5 protein-coding genes are annotated in these 22,277 nt (G+C 70.5%); all 5 read left to right on the plus strand.

What is annotated here, in order from left to right:
• Positions 1-34: 34 nt before the first annotated feature.
• The 5 genes from P8T65_RS46895 to P8T65_RS46915 are packed head-to-tail and all read left to right on the plus strand — an operon-like array spanning position 35 to position 22,185.
• Complete coding sequence (locus tag P8T65_RS46895; RefSeq protein WP_316732078.1) at positions 35-18,904, plus strand: DEAD/DEAH box helicase family protein; 18,870 nt, start codon at positions 35-37, stop codon at positions 18,902-18,904.
• Positions 18,905-18,916: 12 nt separating this feature from the next.
• Complete coding sequence (locus P8T65_RS46900) at positions 18,917-19,150, plus strand: hypothetical protein (RefSeq protein ID WP_316732079.1); 234 nt, start codon at positions 18,917-18,919, stop codon at positions 19,148-19,150.
• Between the two features lie 52 nt (positions 19,151-19,202).
• Positions 19,203-19,778 carry a hypothetical protein gene (locus tag P8T65_RS46905; RefSeq protein WP_316732080.1) on the plus strand — a complete coding sequence of 192 codons (576 nt, stop codon included), beginning with the start codon at positions 19,203-19,205 and terminating at the stop codon, positions 19,776-19,778.
• A gap of 6 nt (positions 19,779-19,784) precedes the next feature.
• The gene (locus P8T65_RS46910; protein WP_316732081.1) at positions 19,785-19,961 is read left to right on the plus strand and encodes a hypothetical protein; all 177 of its coding nucleotides are present in this window, start codon (positions 19,785-19,787) and stop codon (positions 19,959-19,961) included.
• Positions 19,962-20,019: 58 nt separating this feature from the next.
• Positions 20,020-22,185 (plus strand): 2'-5' RNA ligase family protein, encoded by a 2,166-nt coding sequence (locus tag P8T65_RS46915; protein WP_316732082.1) that lies wholly within the window; start codon positions 20,020-20,022, stop codon positions 22,183-22,185.
• Positions 22,186-22,277: the final 92 nt, after the last annotated feature.

Genomic DNA, 22,277 nt, shown 5'->3' on the forward strand with positions numbered 1-22,277 from the left:
ACGCTAAGCATCACCGCTGTGCATGGTCCGCCGCATGCCGAACCGGATCATCAACGCTCTCGCCTCAGTCTTCGAGACCAAGCGCGCCCGCCGCCCGTGGCGGGAGGAACTCCACCCTCGCGACTCGAAGGGCCGTTTCGTTGAAACGGGCGGCATCGCTCGCATCTGGGGCGGCGGCTTCGCCCGCGTCGTGCGCGCCCTGTCGCAGACCAAGGTGCAGGTCTCCGATCTGGACGGCAACAACCAGCGCCCCATCCAGACGTCGCGCCTGACGATGGTGGCCCGCCCGGACGGCTCCGCACCCACCAAGAGCAAGGACAAGGTCCAAGCGGAGGAGGAGCGTCGCGACGCCGACCCGCGCCGCGGCGACGGCCTCAACGCCGACGACAACGGCGACCCGGACTCCTCGGACGCTCCGCACGACACGGACGACGAGGGCGAGCCGATCGGCGAGGACGACGGCGAGGAACCGAAGGACGAGGACGAGCCGAAGAAGGCACCCCGGTTCTCCACGGTCGCCGCCGCCCGCAACCACCTGGAGTCGGGCCGCAAAGACGAGCGATGGAAGCGCCCGCCGCGCACCCATAACGGCGTCCACCTGCGCGGCGCCTCCAAGCAGGAACGAGCCCAGGTCCGGATCGACACCTACTCGTACTCCTCCGCCCACGGACTCGACTTCGCTCGCACGTCGCAGCTCTCGTCCAACGGCAACTTCCTGGTCACCCGGCACGGCAAGGGCAAGTGGGACGTCTACCACGTCGCGTCGGGCACGATCATGACGCACCAGGCGGGATTCAGTTCCAAGCCGGACGCTCTGCACTTCGCCAACGAGCTGGAGAACGCCCGCGACCGGCGCGGCCGCCCCTTCAACTGGGATGCCCCGCACATCGCCGACCGGCTCGACATGGCTGAGGGCCGGGACGGCATTGACGCCGTCATCGCCCGCGGCCGCGAGCACGGCACTGGCCAAGGCGACAACGAGGACCAGGGCCAGGCCCAGCCGCGGCCGGAGGCCCAGCAGCCGCAACTCGGCGAGGACGACCGCCAGGAGCAGGGCCAGGACCAGCAGCCGGACGGCAGCGGGAAACAGCAGGCAGCACACGAGCGGCGGGAGGCCCCCGCCCCGCAGGAGGGCGATGGAGGCCGGCTCACCACGGTTGCTCAGGTCCTCGACCACTGGCGCACGAACCCGGACGTGCCGCGCCTCCGCGAGACCCACAACGAGCGAAAGCAGCGCGAGGCGGTCGCCCGCCAGCGAGCCGACCTCGTCACGGACCCGCAGGTCGTCGATGGCTTCCTCATCGGCCGTATGGACGTGGAGGGCAAGCAGCGCTGGACCGTCTTCCACGCCGGCACCTCGGTACCCATCGCCATCCTGGCCTCCGACAAGGGCAAGCCGGACGCCATCGCGCGGGCCCACGCCTACCGCGACTACCGCGACGAGCAGGGGCAGCCGTTCGACTGGAGCAGCGACGGCATCGGCGCACGTCTCGACTCGCCCGCCGGGAAGCGGATGCGGGAAGTCACCTCGGGTCGGACCCGTCACGAGCCGGGCCGTCACGAGAACGACGTCCCCGACGACGCCACCGAACTCGCCAGCTTCCCCGGCTATCGCATGGCCCGTGGCGAGGACGGCACCAACGTGTACGGCCCGGACGGCAAGCGCATCACCACCGGCCAGTCGGTGTTCGACCGCAGCACCCGCCGCTCCGCGTACGTCGGCGACGTCGGCAACCGGCACGTCAGCGGCCGCACGGAGACCGATTTCGCGGTCAACGCGGCCCGGCAGCACACGTTGGCTGGCCAGCCCGACGACCAGAAGGATCCGATGTGGGTCCAGTACTCGCCGAGCCGCGCCGTCGTCCACGGCGCGGACCGGAGCGACGCGGACATGCACAAGCGGCTCCGCCGTGCCGGCTTCGTGTGGTCCGACGGCGCCAAGGCGTACGTCACCACCTCCAACACTCGCCCAGTGACCCGGGCCCTGGCCGTCGACGGCCTGGTGCGTGGGCTCGCCGACGAGGGCCGCCAGATCGAGGTGCGCCGCGACGAAGACCGCCTGCGCACCCCAGCCGCCGCGCCGCAGGCCCCCGCCGCTCCCGTCGCGCCCGAGGCTCCGGCCGCCGACGCTCCGAGCGTTGACGCGCCGGACTCCGCCCGCGCCCCCGACCTGCAGTCCCTCGACGACGCAGAGCTTGAGGACTACTTCATCGCGGCGAACCGGGAGTTTCACGACGCCGACTTCAGCGACCGGGACCGCATGGCCGCGGCGCAGGGCCGGGCAGAGGACGCGCTGGAGGAGATGCAGCGCCGGGACCGCCTGAAGTACGCCGACGACAACGCCCGCCGTGCCCGCGTCGAGCCGTTCGACGGCAGGCGCTACCCGGTCACGATCGACGGTGACGACAGCGACGACGCCAGCCTGCAGGGCAGCAACGGCGCCTGGAAGTGGAACCGGCTCGGCAAGGGCAGCCGCTACAGCTCCGAGAAGCCGTTCCGCACCCGGGAAGCGGCCCTCGCAGACCTCATCGCTGAGCGCGACCGTGACCGCGGGAGGGACGACAAGCCGAACGGACCAGAGGCGCCGGCCACCGTCGACGAGCAGCGCGACCCCGAGGCCCAGCCGACGCCGCACGCGGACGACAGCAACGACGCTGCGGACGCCCCGTACGGGGATGAGGGCAAGACGTACGTCCAGGCCAAGAACGAGATCGCCGCCCTTCAGAGCGATTGGAACAGTTCCGACCTGGCCCGCGACCTGAGCAACGGGCAGGACCGGCAGCTCACAGCCGACCTCAACACCAGCTTCCGCCGCCTCGCGGCCACCACCGGCATACGCCAGCGCATCCAGGCCAGCCGCGAACTGCAGCAGTCCGCCGAAGCCGTCCTCGCCACGCTCGACGACGAGCCGGGCCGGGACCCGTACGGCAAGGCCCGCCCCGTCCTCGAAGCGATCCGCGACCGCGCCGAGCGGCATGGGCAGCGCCTGGACGCCACGCTGAAGGACCGCCGCGACAAGAAGAAGGAGCGCCCGGCGAAGCCCGCCAACGCCCCCTCCACGCCCGGGACGGATAATCAGTCCGCCCCCGACACCACCACCACGGGAGACGACAACAGTGGCGATGAACAAGCTCGGGCGGATCGCCGAGAAGCACTGGCAGACGTACCGGCCGACGGCGTACGCGGAGCTGGGGACGGACGCGGAGAGGGAGGAGTTCTTCGCGAGGCTCGGGATGGAGGCGAGCGAGGAGATCAGGACCAGGGCGGAGCAGATCCTGAGCAGGCAGACCAGCGAGAAGTTCGTGGACCGGGTGGCGGCCAGGGCGCAGGCGATGGCGCAGGCCCGGGAGATCGTGATGACCGAGCAGATCTTCCTGCCGGCCGAGCCCGGAATGGAGAGCGCCGAGCTTCCGGATCACGGCAGGCTGTAGCCGCTCAGGCCTTCCGCCCGGCGTCCCAGAAGGACTTGGCGCCGTCGGGTGAGAAGGCCCGAGCCCGCGCGAACGTCGCGGCGGTCCGGACGCTGCGGCAGATCCAGGCCGAGGACCGGCCGGCGACGCCCGCCGAGCAGAAGATCCTCGCCCGCTGGTCCGGCTGGGGCGCCCTGCCGATCGTCCTCGCGGACAAGCCGGAGCCGACGGACGGCGCCTTCCGGGACGCCGACGGCAACCCCGACCCCGCCAAGTACGCCCGTGCCCTGAAGAAGTGGGAGTCGTTCGCCGAGGAGCGCACCGCCGTCCGGGAACTCCTCAGCGACGAGGAGTGGGCCGCAGCGAGGGCGAACACCCTCAACGCCCACTACACGGACCACGAACTCGTACGGCCCCTTTGGGGCCTGGTCCGCGAGCTCGGATTCGACGGCGGCAACGTCCTGGAGCCCGGTTCCGGCAGCGGCAACTTCATCGGTTCCGCGCCCGAGGGCGCGCGCATGACCGGCATCGAGCTGGACCCGACCACCGCGGCGATCTCGCAGCTCCTCTACCCGGACGCCCGGATTATCAACGACTCGTTCGGCGACGTCCGCATGCCGAACTCGTACTTCGACCTGGCCATCGGCAACGTGCCCTTCGGCCGTTTTCCGATGTACGACGCCCAGGTCAACCCGGACAACAAGCACTCGATCCACGACACCTTCATCCTCAAGAGCCTGCAGAAGGTCCGGCCCGGCGGCCTGGTCGCCGTCGTCACCAGCCGCTACACCATGGACGGCGAGGACGACACCGCCCGCCGCCAGATGTCCTACATGGCCGACCTGGTCGGCGCGGTCCGTCTCCCGGCCGGCGCTCACCAGGACGCCGCCGGCACCGGTGTCGTCACGGACGTGCTGGTCTTCCGCCGCCGCTTCGGCGACGAGAACACCCACGACATCGACATGTCATGGACCCGGTCGTCGAAGACGACCGTCAACGGCCACGAGATCGCGGTCAACGACTACTTCCAGCAGCACCCCGAGATGATCCTCGGGCAGCTCACCACCGGCCGAGGTCAGTTCTCCGACCACGACCTGACCGTCGTCGGCGACAAGAACGCCGGCCCCGCGCTGAAGGCGGGCCTGGAACGCATCCTCCGGAATTCGTTCCACTCCCAGCGCAACGGCCGAATGCGGTACGTGCCGGAGATCGACGCCGTCGACCGGCACCTAGAGCTCGCCGGGGAGAAGCACGAAGGCGCCGTACACATCCTCAACGACGGCAAGTTCACGCAGGTCGAGGACGGCGCGGTCGTCCCTCTCGACGTGCATCCCACCCAGCAGGAGCAGCTCCGCAAGCTGATCAGCCTGCGGGAGACCGCCAACCGCCTCCTCCGAGTCGAGGGCTCCACCCGCGAGACGGGCGAGACCGACCAGATGCGGGCCCTGCGCCAGGAGCTGAACGAGGCGTACGACGCCTACGTCAAGCAGCACGGCCCGATCGACAAGCCGGGCCAGACCCGGTTCTTCAGCCCTCAGGAGGCGAAGGACCGAGCGAAGGCCGAGGGCCTGAAGGACGTCCCGGACGCGTGGAAGCAGCCGTCCGCGCTGCAGCTCTTCGAGGACGACCCGGCCTCCGCCGTGGTGTTCGGCCTGGACAAGTGGGACGACTCCGCGAAGTCGGCGAAGAAGGCCGACATCTTCCAGCAGCGGGTACTGGCGCCCCGCGAGATCTCCGACCGCGCCGACAGCCCCGAGCAGGCCATCGCCCTGGCGCAGGAGCTCGACGGCGGCGAACTGCACCTGCCGACGATCGCCCGTCTCCTGGGACGCACCGACCTGCAGGCTCTGCGCGAGGAGATCGGCCCGCTCGCATTCGACGAACCGGGCACCAACAGGCTCGTCTCCCGCGGCGAGTACCTGTCCGGCAACGTCCGCGAGAAGTTGGCGCTCGCCGAGAAGGCCGCGGCCGCCGACCCGCGGTTCGCGGCGAACGTCGCCGCCCTGAAGAACGTCATCCCGCGCGATCTCGACCCGTCCGAGATCAAGGTCAAGATGGGCGCCCCGTGGATCCCGGAGACGGACGTCACGGCGTTCCTGCAGCACATCCTCGGCACCAAGGCTGTCCGCGCCGAGCGCGGAGGCGCCTCCATGTGGGAGGTGCAGGGCCCCACCACCGGCATCGCCGCCCGCTCCGACTGGGGCACCAAGTCCAAGCCGGCGCCGGAGATCGCCAAGGCGCTGCTGGAGCAGCGCACCATCGTCGTCACCCGCACGGTCGAGGTTGGCGGCAAGAAGGTCACCGTCACCGATGACGAGGCCACCAGCGAGGCGCAGGCCAAGGCCAAGGAGATGGCCGAGCGGTTCTCCGAGTGGGTGTGGGAGGACCCCGAGCGCACCAAGCGCCTGGCCCGGGTCTACAACGACACCTTCAACAACCTGGTGATGCGGGAGTTCGACGACTCTCCGCTGGCCCTGCCCGGCGCGAACGCCGAGTGGGAGATGCGCCCGCACCAGAACGCGGCGATCCGCCGAATCGTGAGCGAAAAGTCGGTGCTGCTGGCCCACGTGGTCGGCGCCGGCAAGACCGCCACGATGGTCGCCGGTACGCAGGAACTGCGCCGCACCGGCATGGCCCGCAAGCCTGCCATCGTCGTCCCCAACCACATGCTCGGCCAGTTCCGGCGCGAGTACCTGGAGCTGTACCCGGACGCCAAGCTGCTCACGGCGTCCTCTGCGGACCTCACCGGCAAGAAGCGCCGCCGCTTCATCGCCAAGGCAGCGACCGGCGACTGGGACGCCGTCATCCTCACGCAGGGCGCCTTCGAGCGGATCCCCATGCGCGCGGAGGCCCAAGAGAAGTACATGCGCCGGGAGCTCGACAAGCTCAAGGACGAGATCAAGCGTGCCAAGCAGCGTGAGGGCAAGTCGCTGACCCTCAAGCGCCTGGAGGAGACGCTCAAGCAGAAGGAAGCCAAGCTCAAGCAGAAGCTGGCCGCGAAGAAGGACGCCGGGACCGTCCACTTCGAGGACACCGGCATCGACTACCTGATGGTCGACGAGGCGCACGGCTACAAGAACCTGGCCACCGCCTCGCACATCGAGGGCGCCGCCATCTCCGGGTCCGCGCGGGCCTCCGACCTTCACATGAAGATCGAGTACCTGCGGGAGCGGAACGAGTCCGGTCGCGTCGTCACCCTCGCCACCGGTACGCCGATCGCCAACTCGGTGACCGAGGCGTACGTGATGCAGCGGTTCCTGCGCCCCGACGTCCTGGAAGACGCCGGCGTCGACGACTTCGACTCCTGGGCCGCCACGTTCGGCGAGATCGTGCAGAACCTGGAGCTGGCCCCCGACGGGTCCGGCTTCCGGATGAAGGCCCGGTTCTCGCGCTTCCACAACGCCGCCGAACTGCTGCGCATGTACCGGCTCGCCGTCGACGTGCAGACCGCCGCCGACCTCAACCTGCCCACCCCCAAGGTGCGCACTGGTGCGGACGGCAAGCGCGGCGAGATCGTCACCGTGCCGATCTCCGCCGAGCAGAAGGCGTTCGTCACCGCGCTGCCCAGCCAGCCGTGGATCCACAAGCAGGGCGGCGTTCTCAAGGCCATCGGCCTGGCCTCCCGCGCGGCGATCGACATGCGGCTCGTCGGCGGTCACGGCGAAGAGGGCGGCAAGATCGACGCCGCCGTCCACAAGATCGCCGAGATCTACGAGGAGAACAAGGACCGGATCTACCCGGTCTCCGACAAGGACCACACCCCGCAGAAGCTGCCTGGCTCCCTGCAGATCGTCTTCATGGACGCGGGCACGCCCGGGTCGACCGCGAAGAACGCGTGGGACGGCTACGCGTACATGAAGGAACAGCTCGTCGAGGCGGGCGTTCCGGCCAACAAGGTCCGCTTCATCCACGAGGCGAAGACCGACAAGGCCAAGGCCAAGCTGTTCGAGGACGCCCGCAACGGCAAGATCGCGGTGCTCATCGGCTCCACCGAGAAGATGGGCACCGGCACCAACATCCAGACGCGTGCCGTCGCCCTGCACCACATGGACTTCCCGTGGCGGCCGGCGGACATGGCGCAGCGCGAGGGCCGCATCGAGCGCCAGGGCAACCTGAACATGCCGGAGATCCCCGGCACCGCGGACGACGTGCGCATCCTCTCGTACGTCACCGAGGAGACGTTCGACGCCTTCAAGTTGGGCACGCTGGAGCGCAAGGCCGGGTTCATCGCGCAGATGGACCGCAAGGACTTCGACGCCCGCGAGATGGAGGACATCGGCGACATCGCCGTGTCGTTCGGTCAGATGAAGGCCATCGCGACCGGCGACATGACGGTCATGGACTATGCCCAGGCGGGCGCCGATGTCGTCGAACTGCAGCGCGCGGACCGCCGTTGGCACCGCGACCAGGACACTCGCCGCCGCACGGTCGCGGCAGCCGACGGCATCATCAGCGACCTCGCCGAAGTGCTGCCGGCGTGGCGGGACGCCCTGGCCCGCCGCGAAGACGTCTCCGGTGACAACTTCCGCATCCGCATCGGAGACGAGGAGTACGACCAGCGCGCTGACGCCTACGACGACCTCGCCCAGCGTGTCCGCGCCGCCGCCCGCAACATACATCTGCAGGACGGTGTCCGGGTGCCCGTCGGCCACCTCGGCGGTCACGACTTCCACGTCGAAATCGGTCACGACCAGTTCGGCAACCGCGTTGCCAAGGTCCGCTTCGACTGGCCGAGCTGGGAGCACCCCGCCGAGCCGGACACCCGTGGCGTCTACATGCCCAGCCAGCTCGACGAAGCCTCCGGCCGGGGCATCCTCGCCTCCCTGGAACGCCGCCTGAGCAACCTCGACGAGGCCATCGCCGACGCCGAGCACACCCTGGAAGTCGCCCAGGACGAACGGGTGCGCGCGCAGCGCGGCATCGGCGGCACCTCACCGTACGGAGAGCGCCTTCGGTCCAAGGAGCGCCGCGTCGCGCTGCTGTCGGACCTGATCACCGCGAACGAGAAGATGAAGGGGTACAAGGGCCGCGAGGTCGACCCGAACGACAAGGGCTATCTGAAGGCGCGGCGCCGTGTCGCCGAGCTGAAGGAAGAGCTCGGCATCGAGGACCAGCGCGAGCAGGAGATCGACGAAGCGGCCGCGGCCGCCGCCCTCAACGCGGTCGCCGACGACTCCGTCACCCTGAACCCTGACGACGTCGACCGGGAACTCGCCGCGATCCGGCCCGCGGGCGCCGAACGTGCTCCCCGCAAGCGCTCCGGCGCGACCACGGTCAACGAGCGCAGCGAGTCCTCAAGCGCCGGCGGAGCCGGAACGGTGACTCTCGACCGTGACCAGGTCGACGAGGACCTGGAGTCGATCCGCCAGGCCGGCGGTGGTGCGGGATCGGGCGGGTCTTCGGAGCCGCCGAACAGGCCGGACCTTCCGCAGCCGGACGACAGCGGAGACGACACCCCGGAGCCTCCGGTCGGCACGGCCAGCCCGCGCACCATGGACCCGGCAGACCTGCAGGCCGAAATCGTCGCGCTCATCGAGCACGAGATGGCGTACGGCCCGCTCGAAGGCGCCGCCAAGACCCGCTTGACGTCGCTGGAGGCGGAGAAGGACCGAAAGGCCGGGAAGCGTCCCCAGCGCGAGCCTGCGCCCAAGCCGACGCCGCAGCGCAGCGGCCCCGGCGGGAACTGGGCTGACCTGAACCGCAACCAGGTGGAGGGCGACGGCGGCGAAGACGACGGCCTGTTCTCCGCGCCGGCCGCGCCGACTGGCCCGAACCGGGCAGCCGACCCGAACAACCCGCTGGACCGGCCCGACGATGCGTTCGGCACCATGGACATGTTCGCTGACGCGGAAGGCCGCGACACCGAGGATCTCCGCGAGGCCGAGATCCGGCGCGCGGACCAGTTGAAGCAGAACGACCGGTTCACCGACGCCGACGGCCGCGCCCACACTGTTGCCGAGCCGCCGAACAGGACCGGCCGTGGCCGCATCCGCATTGTCACGGAGGAAGGCCGAGAACTCTTCTACCGTCCGGCCGACGAACTGCGGCTGGGAGACGCCGGCACTGCGAACCGCTCTGATACTCCGCAGTCGACGCCTCAGCCCCAGGACGTGCCGTCCAGCCCCGAGCTTTCCTCGGCTCAGCCGTTCGCCAGCAACAAGGAGTGGCGCGACGGTCTGGCGCCGGTGGACGCCGCTGAGACCCGCCTGGGCGCTGCGGCGTCGCAGACTTGGGGGTCGCGGGAGATGCCCGACTCCGTAGGCCGTATCCGCCGCGGCGTCATAAACGCCGTCGCCGCCCTGGACCCGGAAGAGAACGACTTCGACGGGGCCGAGCGCGAACTTACGGACGCCCGTGAGCAGGCGATCGACCTGCAGGGGTCGCTGCTGCGCTCTGAGCGCGAAGCGATGGACGCGCCGCTGCGCGACCTGGTCGGGGCACTCGACACCTTCCTGGCCCGGCACCGAGCCACCCGCGACCAGCGGCAGGGCGAGGACGACGCTGCCCGACGTCTCGACGAGCAGGCGCGTACCGGCTTCGAGGACCAGCAGGCCCCGGCCGCGCCGGACGAAACCACCAACGCGTCGCAGGGCGACGCCTCCGGCGAGAAGCCGGTCCCGAAGTACGCCTCGCAGGACGAGGTCGTCACGCCCAAGGGGACCGGGTACGTCGTTGCTTACGGCCCGGACGGCGTTCTGGTCAACGAGGACGGCACCTACCAGCTCTACCCCGAGGACCAGCTTTCCCGGCCGGGCGAAGAGCGTGTCCCGGAGCCGGAGGACACGAGCGCGGACGCCAAGCAGCAGCAGAAGCTGGCCGCGGCGCAGTCACCGGAGGGCCTGGAGCTGCGATCCGACAACGCCCGTCTCGCCAACCTGAACCTGGACGAGGGCCACGGCGAGGTCCTGGACGAAGACGGCGACGTCCTCGGCTGGATCCGTCGCCGCGGCACCACCTGGTACGGGCAGGACGCCCGCGGCGGCATCAAGAGCAGCACGAGCTGGAAGGAGGACAAGAAGGGCGGACCGATCCGCGCCGCCGAGCTCATGGCTGGCATGGTCGCCATGAACGCCCGCAGCGACCGCACCATGCTCGGTGGGGAGCCGTTCCGGCACATCGCGCCCGAAGACGTCGTCGCCGCGATCAGGTACTCGGCGCTGCCCGACGCGCAGGTCCGTGAGCTCCGCGCGCTCGTCGCCGACTGGAAGAAGTCCGACGACGCCGAGCTGCGCACCGCGGCGGACAAGTGGTCCATAGGGATCACCATGGCGCAGATGCGCCGGCTCGCCACGGCGGTCGATGCCGCCGCGGACGCGGAGGACACGAAGACGAAGGAGGGACGCAATCGGCAGCGCGTGCTGCGCCGTCTCGCCGAGAACGTTCGGCACCAGGCGCACATCGCTGAAGGCTCGCTGTCGACGCTGCCGCGTCCGGGCGAGCCGGATCCGTGGGCGAAGCCGTACCGGTCGCAGGAAGCAACACAGACTGGTGCCCCCTCGGCTGACGAACCTGAGCAGCCGAGCCCGGATGTGCCCGCTGGCGATGCCGAAGGGGGGTCCCGGGAGCATGTCGGCGAGCACAACGGCAAGCCGGTGGAACTTGGCGAAGAACACGTCATCCCCGCCAAGTTCCACTTCCACAGGGACGAGGTTCGGCGGGACGTCTTCCTCGACGGGGAGCGCATCGGCTCTGTCCTGCGCAACGACTCGGGAGACGAGGCGTGGCGAGCGGACCATGCTGCACACGGCTCCGTCGGTGACCCGTGGTCGCGCAAGGCGGACTTTGAGAACCCGGCGCACGCCGCTGCTCTCGTCGTCGCGGACTCGCACGACAAGCCGTTGCTGAGCTTCCCCGGTGACCGTAGTGGTCGTGCCACACCGATCCGGGATTGGGCCGGTGTGTGGGCGGAACCGCAGCCGGACGACGTGCGCAACGTCTATCTCGACCGGGCCGTGGCCGAGAACGGTGACGGTTGGACGGCCTCCGCCGATCCGTGGGACGTCAGGTTCTGGATCTCCACCATGGCCAACGTCGAGCCCTTGGCCCAGTACGACGAGAACACCCGTCGCAGCCTGCAAGCGGTGCCGCTGGAGGGACGCCAGTTCCTTGCCGACCTGGCAGACGATCTGCGTTCTTCAGTCCGGGAGATGGGTGAAGAGCTGCGTGCGGACCTCCGCCCCATCCTGGTGGCCCACATCGCCACCCGGGACGGTCGGAAGAAGGCCCGCGAGCTGCACAGCCAGTTGACCGAGGAGCGGGTGCAGAAGGTTCGGGAGGCAGTACGCGAGCAGATCGCGCGTGCCCGCTCCGGAGCCGCAGAGCACGGTCTGTCTGACCAGCAGGCGGAAGACTTCCTCGTCAACGTGGTCGGAGGCGACAACCCCGACCAGACTGCCTACGGGGTCCGCGGTGAGTTCCCCGAGGCCATTCGTCCTCTCAAGGCTGCTGTCGCGGACGGATCCGCCTACTGGTCCGCCTTCGCCGGGTGGGCGACGCAGGAGGACAGCTCGAACTGGGCTGGCATGCACTGGGAGAACGGGCGGCGGGAGGCAATCGGCGCTCCGATGGTTCCTGTCGCTGATGCCGGAACCGGCACCGGCGAACTGAAGATCGGCGAAGCAGAGCTGCCCAAGGGCATGCGGTGGGCCCGGGGCTCGGAACTCCGCAAGGGCAACATCTTCCACACGGTGAAGCAGCCGCGGCAAGGCACGACCGACGGCTTCGACGGGATGGACACGCCGCAGTACGTCATCAACCTTCACCGCGATGGCCAAGAGGGCGCCATCCGCTCCGTAAACCTGGACGCCGACTACGGCCGCGACACCGTGGGGCCCGATGAGTGGGTCGTGCTCGTGGAGAAGCCTGAGAAGGACGTTGTCAGCAAGGCGCGAGTGCGGGTGCGCACGGACACCTTCATCAACTGGGAGTTGCCGAAGGACGACGAGACGTACGAGCTCGGTGGCCCCGAACGTGTGAAGGCGCTGGTGGCCCGAGCTGAAGTCACCGCTGACGACGAGGACAAGCCCGGCCTGAACAGGGAGTGGACCGTCAGGGTCGACGGGGTAGTGGTCGGCCGGATCGACAACACCAACAGGGACAAGGTGCTGGAGTACGTCAGCGTGACCCCTGACGGGGAGCGCCGCGTATGGCACGGCCAGGATCTTGCCACGGCTGGGCTCGTGGTCGCCCACGACGAGCGCCAGGCTCGGCAGAACGGCGAACCCGAAGAGAACACGAGCGACACCAACGCGCCGGACGCCCAAGACGCCAGCGACCGCTACTACTCCGACCTGCCCGACTGGGCTGACGACCTCGGTGACGACGTCTGGCTGGACAAGCCGAAGAAGGGAAGCGGGCCGCGCAACATCTACGTCGGCGGCAACATCGAGGGGCTTCTCGGCCGGGAACGGGGCAAGAGCCGTCGCTACTACTGGTGGCGGCCGGGCGGTCAGAGCGGAGAAGGCCGGTACGACACTGCTGAGGAGGCCGCTCGCGCCTTCGCCCGCGACATGCGGGAGCAGGACCTGCCGCGCCTGCGCGACATCGAGACAGCCGCCGGTCAGCAGGACGACAACGACCGTAATGTCGTCGACGGCCAGGAGGAGGAGTCGAACGACGAGCGAGACCGGGACGATGAAAGGGACTCGGAGCGAGAAGACGAGGACGACCAGGAGCGCGATGATCGCCGTGACCGTGGTCGTCGGGATCTTGATGGAGCCGGACCCGACGAGACGAGCGGTAACACCGGCACTGGAGACGGCGGAGCGGCCGATTCGGACGCCGACCGCGACGAAGACGAAGACGAAAGTGCCTCGGACGAGGACGGCGGAGCGGAGGCGGACGAGCGCGGTCGCGGCCGCGACCGTCGCCGACGTCGTCGGGACCGACGCGACCGCGAACGGAACCGGCCGCACGCCAACGACCTTGGCCGCCCGCGCATCCCGCACATCCCGGAGCGCGACAACCGCGACGGCGGGAACGGTGACGACTCCAGCGATCTCGACGGGCTGAGGGACGACTACCGCTCCGGTCGCCACCTCCCCTCTGGGATGAACACCCCGGAGCACAGGGACTTCCTGGGCCGCCTCGCGGACAACCCGACGCTGACCCGGTCCTCGGGCGGCGGCCTGGTGATGTGGACCGACGATCACGAGGCCCTGGCCGACGGTCAGCCGGCCCTGTGGCACTTCGCGCACGCCCGCACCGGCGCCGGATTCGGCGGGGCCGGCAACTCCTCGGTGAGCGCGTACAGCGGGGCGCAGGCCCGCGAACTCGCCGACCGATACGAGCGGCTGACCGCCGCGGACGGCAGGTCGTTCGACTGGTCCGGCGACCTGGACCCGGCAGCCGTACGTGCCTGGCGCGATGGGCAGGACCGCAACCTGATGCAGGCCATGCGCGCCGAACGAGACGCGTACGAGGCCGACCAGGACCGGGAAGAGCCCTCCGCGCTGCCAGCAGACCTGTCGGTCCTGACCGACAGCGAACTGGAGTCGCTCCCGCACCAGGACTTCAACGCGGAGGACTGGGAGCGCTACGCCGCCGAGATGGACCGCCGGTTCCCGCCGGCCGATCAGCTTCGCGACCTGCCCCAGGAGCCTCCGGCGACCCCGGCGGAGCGCGAGGCCGAGAACAAGGCCATGGACGAGGCCCTGGGCTTCGGGCAGACGGACGTCGCACCGGAGATCGTCCGGCCGAAGGCTCCGTCGAAGGACCAGCAGATGCGTGACGCGTACCAGCTGTGGCACGAGGAGCGCCGGAACCGGGCCGACAACGCGATGCGCGGCGGCTCGATGCTGAACAAGGAGGGCAAGCGCAAGGGCTACAGCGAGGACGATGTCTTCAACGGCGGCTTCCTCTCGGCCAACGACGCCTGGCGCAAGTACGCGTCCGACGAACTGATCGAGTGGTTCGACCAGAACGGCGGCCGCGTCACCTACAACCAGTGGCGCGAGCAGGCCCGACTACAGGAACGCCTCGAACGGTGGGAGTGGGAGGAGGAGCAGCGCGCCGCCCGCGGCGAGACCGACACCGAAGGCGCCGACACCACTGCCGCGCCGGAGGTGGACGCCGACGAGCCGGACACGGACGTCGACGAGGAGACGTTCGACGCGTCCAAGCCTCGCTTCACCGACGTTGCCGCCCTCCGGGAACACCTGCGCACGGGTGAACTCGACAAGCCCGGCCCGCGCGGCAACTGGGACATGCGTCAGCGCCTGGACGAGGTCGCCAAGAGCAAGAAGCTGGAACTGAGCCCCGGCGGCCGCCTGGCGATCGGCCCGTTCAAGCACAACAACCGGCGCGGTCTGCAGTGGCGCATCCTGGCACCCGGGTCAATGGAGACCCTGTTCGATCCGTACAACATCACTCGCAAGCAGGCCATCGCCTACACCGATGCCTTGGAGGGCATCCGAGACAGGGACGGCAACCCGTTCCCGTGGGACGCCCCGGACGCGCCGCAGAGGGCCCGTGCTTTCCGTGGCCCTGACGGCGAGAACCTGGCCGTGGCTGTGGCCAAGGCGTTGATGGGGAAGTTCGACGAGGAGGACCGTCTCTACGACCGTACGCAGGCGCGACTGCTGCTCATGGATGAGGAGCGTCTTGACGAGCACTACGCGACGTGGCGCCGCCAGCAGGAGCAGGACAGGTACACGATCCCGGTCTACAGCCCGCACGACGTGCAGGTGGGCGATGAGGTTGCCACCGTCGAAGGTGAGGCGTACGGCGATGTCCGGATCAAGCGCGGCGTCATCGCCGACGATCGCCCGGCCTTCCTCACCCGGACCTCGGTGGGCCAGGGCCTCGACTTCCCGCTGGGCGTCCTGGGCGACTACTCCGCTGAGACTGCGCGTGACGGCGAAGGCGGCGTGTACGACCTGAACGGCAACAAGGTGGGGAGGCTCGTGGGCTACGGGCAGCCCCTCACCCTGGTCGACGACCCGGTGCGTGCCCGCGCGATGCGTCGACCTCGCCCCGGTGAGGTTGTGCCGGAGCCGGCCGTCGGAAGGGATGCTGGTGCTGCGGCGCCCGAGGCGCCGAAGCCGCCGGAGGACGTGCCGACGCCGGACGCCGACGTGCCCGACGAGCGGCCTGCGCCGGAGCCGATCGGCGGCCGGACCGCGGAGTGGGTGAGCGTCAGCGACCTGGGACTCGGTGACGTCGTCCGCATCGAGGGCACCACCCGAGCCGGGAAGCCGCGCACCCTGTCCGGGTACGTCATTCAGGCGCCGCAGCGCCGGGCGGTCTCGCGCAAGGGCCGCAGCACCGACATGTTCATGACGCTGGTCTCGGAGACCCGGGACGGCAGCAGCGGGGACCGTTCCCCGGTGTGGACGCCGCTCGACGCGTCGGCCGCCCGCGCTACGGGCGAGCCGGACAACGAGCGGGAGCGGGCCGACAGCTCCCTCATCACGGGCGCGGAGGGCGACGTCCTCACAGGGAACATCGCCGACCGCATCGCCACCGACAGCTCCGGCCGCGGCTTGTTCCCGGGCAGCCTCGTGCAGGACGACGATGGTCGGGACGGTGTGGTCACCGGCGCCAACTCGTCCACCGTGTCCGTCCGCTTCGGCGACGACGAGCAGGAGACCGGCCTCGCCCCGACGTCGGTCACCGTCACCGACGGAGGCGCCGCCCGGCCCACCGGCTGGACGTCGGAGGGCCAGCGGGTCCGCGACGGCCACGTGGTCAGCGACCGAGACGGCAACATGCTCGGCACTGTCGAAGGAGTCGATGGGGACACTGCCCAGGTCGCCACCCGGGAGGGCATCAAGCCCATGCCGGTCACCGACCTGCGCACCGTCGGCGAAGTCCGCGACGGCGGGACCGACGGCAGCCCGAACACTGCGGACGTCGTACCGACCACGGCCGGCGCCCTCAACGAGGGTGACGTCATCGTCGACAACGGCGAGGACGGCCCCCGCACCGTGACGGTCGTCGGCCGCGACACCGACGGCGACCGGGTTCAGCTCGATGTCGCCGACACCCGCACCGGGGAGGCCTCGCAGATCGACGCCACGGCGGACGCTCCGGTGACCCGCCTGGTGGGCGAGGACGGCCAGGCCCCGGCCACTGACGGCGAGGGCGAGGACATTGACCTGAGCGTCCTGGAAGAGCCGCAGGCGGTCGACCCGGTCATCGGCGACACCGTGGACCCGCAGCTCTCCCCGGAGGAGCGGGACGCCATCGCCGACCACGGCACGGCGCCTACGGACGACCCGGACGTGCAGCAGGCCGTGACCCGAATTGGAGAGGACCTGCCCGTCACCCCGGGCCAGGCGGCTGCCCTCGCCGATGCACTGCGCGCCACGTCCACACCGGACACCGCGGAGGGTCGGGCGGCCCGCCGCGCCGCCGGTCACCTGGACGAGGCGGCCGGCCGCACCACGGCGGACGACGGCGCCCAGCCCACGCCCGGCACCGTCAACGATCTCGGTGTCGGTGACACGGTGGCCCTGCCCGACGAGGACGACGAGAACAACGTCTCCCCGTACACGGTCGTCCGCATCGACGACCTCCTCGGCGGGGCCCGCCAGGTGACCGTGCAGGATGCCAACGGGGCGCAGCACTCGCGCACCCTGTCCGGGGATCAGCCGCTGTGGCAGCTTCCCGAACTGCCCGCTGCCGACGGAGCGGACACGCCCCGCGACCCGAACCCGGCGCCGTCCGCCGATGCCGTCGTCGCCGGGCACCCCAACCGGGTGGCGCGTGCGGTCGTCGACTCGGCCATAGCCGGGACGGAGCCCGCAGGCAGCATCCACCAGTTGAGGCAGCAGGTCGCCGAACGGGTCACCTCCGAAGCCCTGCTGGTGCCCATGCAGCAGGCCCGTCAGGACGCCGTCGACGCCCTGGACACGGCCGGCATCACCGGACCCGAGCGGACGGAGGCATTCAAGCGGCTCAAGGCCGAGCGACTTCGCGCCCGCGCGGCCGCGGTCAAGGCGGTGCTGCGCACCATCAACGACCTGGAGCCGCTCGATGGGGAGAGCGAGCAGGACACGGCGAACAGGGCGGCGGACCTGCTGCGGATGATCCCCGACCAGATTGGTGCGCCGGCCGCACGGCAGGGTGGTACCGGTGAGACCGGCGAGACGATCGGCCGACACGTCGACGACGCGCTGATGGCTCTCGCGCGGCAGGCCTTCGGCGACGGCCTGAGCGATGAGGATGCGCTGCGCTTGGGCCGGGTGCTCGCCGGTCGCATGGACGCGACCCGGCAGGCGACTGCCCGCCGCATCCTGCGTCACCTGCCGCCCGCCCAGCAGCGCGCCCTCCTGCCGCAAGTGCTCGCCCTGCTCATGCGGATCGCACGCCGCATCGTCGCCATGGTGAAGGCCCTGCTGAAGGCCGCTGGACGGGTGTGGAACTCGGAGGCCTTCCGCCGGTTCCGCGAACGCCTGGTGGCGCGTGTGAAGGCGTGGCCGGAGTCTCGGCGCCTGCACCGCATCGCGCAGAGCGCCGACCTCCCGAACCCGGGTGACGGTGACAGCCTCGCCGACCGAATCGCGCACTGGACGCGGTTGCTGCCAGCCCCGGGCCGCTTCGGACAGGCGTCGCGGCGCGCACGCTGGTACCAGCGCACCACCCGCCGCGCCCTGGCCGCCGGGGAACTCCCGGCCGTGCAGGACGGCATGCGCTGGGCGCCGGACCGGGCTGCCGACCGTGGCCCGGGTGCCACCGCGATGCGGCACCTGGCCGCGCTGCGAGCTGCTGGCGTCGACATGGACCGGGACATCAACGCCCGGCTCGCGACCGCCCGGCCGGAGCTCGGTGACGACCCGCACACCAGCCTGCGCCTGGCCTCCGCGTACGCGGACACCACCAAGCGTCGGGCCCGGGATCTCGCTGCCCGCCCCGTCGGGCACAGCGTGAACCCGGAGTACGCACTGGAGTTGGCAGCCGCCCGCGCTGAGGCCGCCGATGCCCGCACGGAAGCGGACCGGCTCCGCGCCGCGTACTTGGCTGCGATGCCCGACGTCGTCGCCGAAGCCCTGGCCTCGGTGCGCGAGATGGGCCCGGGAGGCGCCTCGGCGCTGATCGTGTCCCCGGACAGCGACAGCGACGCAGCCCGCGCGCTGACCGACGTGCAGCGGTTCGTCCCCAGGGACTGGCTCGACCCGACCGAACGGCGCCTCGTGACCGCGCGAAGCGCTGAGGTCGGCGGGTACGACCCGGCCAGCCGGACGGTCTCTGTCGCCGATCTCGGCGACGAAGGCCTCGGGACAGCCGCGTACGCGCTCCTGGCCCACCTGCAGCAGGTACAGCCGGACCTTCTGGCCGCGCAGCAGGTATACCGATACGCCCGCACCCACACGGGCCGTGTCGGGGCTCGCCGATCCAGCGTCGACGAGCTGTTCGCGCGGCTGTTCAGCAGCGCGGAATCGGGCCGGGCGGACGTGATCCTGCCGCGGGCCCTGCAGTCCCTGTTCAACGGCGACTGGTACGAGGACGACGACCTCCGGGCGTTCCTCCTCGGCCTGCTCGCCACTCGGTAGAAGGAGGCCCGCATGTTGGCGACCGGAGTCCTCGAGGACGGTTGCCCGTACGACGTCGAGATCACCGGCCGAGCGGACCGGCCGGTGATCGGCTCGGCGCGGATCCGGGCGCTGGTCGAGCAGCACACAGGGAAGCCGGTGCTGCTCGGCCCGCTCGGGCCCCGCCGCGACGTGGACCCCGGCGATCCGCAGACGGTTCTTGCGCTGCTCCGGCAGCGCACCCGTCTGATCGACCAGCGGCCGTGAAGTGGAGGCCGTGGCCGGGACACAAGCCAGCCACGGCCCTCACCCTCCGCGCGTGACCACTACTCGCTTCGCTTACGCCATCAAGGCCCTGCCCGACACCCAGCCGGCCCCCGGGGGGCCACCGGGCCCGCCCGACCCCGCCGCGGGCGAGATACAGCCGCCCGCACACGACGACTCCCGCCCGTGGGCGGGCGACGCCTACGACGAGGGGGACGAGACGGATCCGGCGAACGCCTATGCCGCGTTCACCGGACAGGACGGTGAGGAGGCCTGGTTGGACCGGGCCCCCGACGGCACCCTCACCGGCTGGGTCCGCGACGCCACGGGGCAGGTGTGGCGGTACAGCGACGACAGCGCTTGGGTGCTGGACGTCGACGGCGCGCAGATGCAGCGCGTCAGCACCACCCCCGGCCAGAACCCCACAGGCGACGCCCCGACGGATGGGCAGGAGGCGCCCGCAGAAGAGGAGACCCCCGACCCGTACGCCGCAGAAACCGACGATCCGGAGGCCGACCCGCTCGCCGACGCCGACGAGGAAGACCCGGATATGGAAGAGTCCCCAGACGAGGACGAGGACGACGCGCCCTTCCCCGGGGCGAAGAAGCCGAAGCAGAAGGGAGGCAAGTAGATGGCCATGGACCGCAGCACAGCGCTCGCAGTCGCCCAGGAAGCGCACAAGGCAGCCGCCGCCGGCAAGACCGTTAAGGACTGCCCCTACGACGCCGACGCCGACAGCCCCGAGCAGCGCTTCAAGGCCCGCTACTGGACCCTCGGCTTCGAGCAGGCCCAGGAGGACAGCGCGGGACGGTAAGGCGCTGGCGGGGGCACGGTGCGCGGGTTGATCACCCCGCGCCCTGGAGGTCCCCGCCGTGCCGAGCCCCCCACCCCGTAAGCCGTCGATCCGCCACGGCACCGTACGGGCCATCTTCGCCGTCACCGGCGTCGTCGATGAGGTCAGCGACCTCATCCTGCCCGGAGCCTTCGCCAGGACCCTGGCCACCCGCCGTGTGAAGTCCGTGTTCCACCACGAGTGGAAGGACCCCATCGGCGTCGTGCTGGAAGTCGAGGAGTGGAAGCCCGGCGACCCGCGGTTCGCGTCCATCCCGGGCGGAGCCGTATGGCCGAAGGAGGCCGGCGCGCTCGTCGCGACCGTCCAATTCAACCTGCGCACCCAGCGCGGCCGCGACGTGTACGAGCAGGTCAAGCAGTGGCACGAGCACGGCGAGGCCCAGTTCTCCATCGGCTACAAGGTGCCGCCCGGCGGCGCCAGCAAGCGGCACGACGGGGTGCGGATCATCCACTCCCTGGACCTGTACGAGGTCAGTCCCGTCCTCCACGGCGCGCACCCCATGACCCGGAGTCTGGAAGTGAAGTCGGCAGCCCTGACCGGGGAGGGAGTCGAGCACAAGGCGACCTGGTCAGGGATCGAGCTGGACTACAAGGACGCGGAACAGCAGGTCGACCGCGGCGCCATGATCGCCCTGTACCTGCCGCGCGACGCCGCGGAGAGGATCGCCCAGCCGGAAGGCACGGCACCTCGCGACCTGCACGTCACCCTCGCGTACCTGGGGGACGCCGCCGCACTCGGCGGGCACCCGGAAGACCTGGCCGACCTGGTACGCAGCGCCCTCACGGACGCGAACCCTCTGGAAGGCAACATCGGCGGCATCGGCCGCTTCCCGGACACCGGGGACGGCGAAGTCACGTGGGTGCCCGTCGACGTGGCTGGCCTGACCGAACTACGCACACGGATCGCCGAAGCTCTGCGTCTGTCGGTGTTCTCCGACAAGTTCCGCGAGGACCACGGCTTCACCCCACACGTGACCCTCGGATATCGGCTGCCCGGCGTCGCGCCGTTCCCGCAGATACCCGTCCGCTTCGACGACGTAGTGGTCGTGCAGGGGACCAAGCGGACCCCGATCCCGCTGTCCGGGCCGCCGGTCGATGCGGACACGATGCAGGCCAGCATGGAGGCCAAGACCGCGGCCGCCGTGCGGCTGGAGGCCAAGGCCGCCAGCGGACTGGACCGGAACCGCGGCAACGCGGAGCACCTGCGCGACTGGTACGCACACGGCGAAGGCGCCGCCCGCATCGGCTGGGGCCGCCGCGGCGACTTCGACCGCTGTGTTGCCCTCGCCGGAAAGCACATGTCCCCCGAGGACGCCCGCGGCTACTGCAACCTGCGCCATCACGACGCCCTCGGCATCTACCCCGCCACTCACGCCGCGGAGAGCAAGAGCGCCCGCGCGGCCGTCCTCGAAGCGAAGAACCTCCCCTTGGAGACTCCCATGCCTGCATCGACCCCTTACTCGTACGAGCAGCTCCGCAACCGCATCGCAGAGGCCGCGCGGCCCCTATTCGACTGCGGGGAAGACGGGTTCACCAGTGTGGAGGCGACCTACCCGGACCGGGCGATCGTCGTCGTCTGCAAGCAGGGCGAGAACAGCACGTACGCCGTCCCGTACACCGTCGACGGTTTCGACGTGGATCTCGGCACCCCTCAGCCTGTGGAGCTTGCCACGGTCGCGGTTCCCGTCGACGGCCGGGAGCGGGCCGCCAGCGTCGACGAGGAGATCGAGGCACGGTTCATGAAGCCGTCCGCACAGGCTCTCGACGACGCGACAGCCCTGATCACCGTCTCCGACGCCACCCCCGACGAGGTCGTGACGCTCCAGCCGAGCGTGGAACGACTGCTCGCCGCCCTCGCGAAGAAGGGCGCCCCCATGCCCGCGCAGCAGCCGCCGGCCCCGGGCGAAGACGAGGGCCTGGACGACGACTTCCTTCCCGACGAGGAAGCGCCGGCCAATGCCGACGAGGAGCTGGAGGACGATAGCGACGAGGACCTGGAGGACGACGCCGACGGCGGCGAGGAGACGTCGACACCGCCGATCGACCTCTGGGACGACGACGGGGACTCCGAGCAGTGGGGCACCGACGAGGGTGACGACGAGCCCTACACGCCCCTCAAGGAGACTGACCGGGCCGTCCTGGACCCCGATGAGGTCAAGGCCCAACTCGCCGCCCTGCGCGCCTGATAGACGTGCTGTCGACGTCGCGCGCACAGCCCGCGAGTTGAGCGCGCGACGTTAACCCCTCCCGTGTTCTCCAATGCCCGCGCGTTTCGGGT

The sequence above is a fragment of the Streptomyces sp. 11x1 genome (genome assembly GCF_032598905.1).
Taxonomy (GTDB): domain Bacteria; phylum Actinomycetota; class Actinomycetes; order Streptomycetales; family Streptomycetaceae; genus Streptomyces.